Annotated in this window: 1 protein-coding gene; it reads left to right on the top strand. The window is 31.5% G+C overall.

The genetic code is table 11. The features are described from left to right. The coding region (locus tag KH400_RS22575; RefSeq protein WP_217228459.1) for a hypothetical protein at positions 1–196 on the top strand (196 nt) is incomplete at its 5' end. Between the last annotated feature and the right edge of the window lie 166 nt (positions 197–362).

Below are 362 nucleotides of genomic sequence, written 5' to 3'. Positions count from 1 at the left end.
GCATAACCCAACCATTAAAAATGGTCAGGAATGTAAGAATCAATCTTATATTTTCTTTACTAATTTTAGCCAATTAAAGATAGCCAAACAAAAGAAAAACCAGCTAATACAAGTTTTTAAAGATGAAATGATCACAGAAATTATTCCGGAGTTTGAACATAATGATACAGGGAAAGATATTAAATTAATATCATAATAAGTCTCATTCTTAGTTAGGTTTTTATGAATGGTAATGAAAGGCTGATGGAAAGCTGCATGAATCGTTTGATCATGAAAAGTAAAAATCATTTGACATGGCTGGTTGTATGATTGACAAAAGGGGGGAGAATGAATCACTTCTTGAACGATCATAACTACCAGCC

Origin of the sequence: Desertibacillus haloalkaliphilus, assembly GCF_019039105.1 — a bacterium.
Lineage (GTDB): Bacteria > Bacillota > Bacilli > Bacillales > KJ1-10-99 > Desertibacillus > Desertibacillus haloalkaliphilus.
This window is presented reverse-complemented; position numbering and strand designations above follow the sequence as displayed.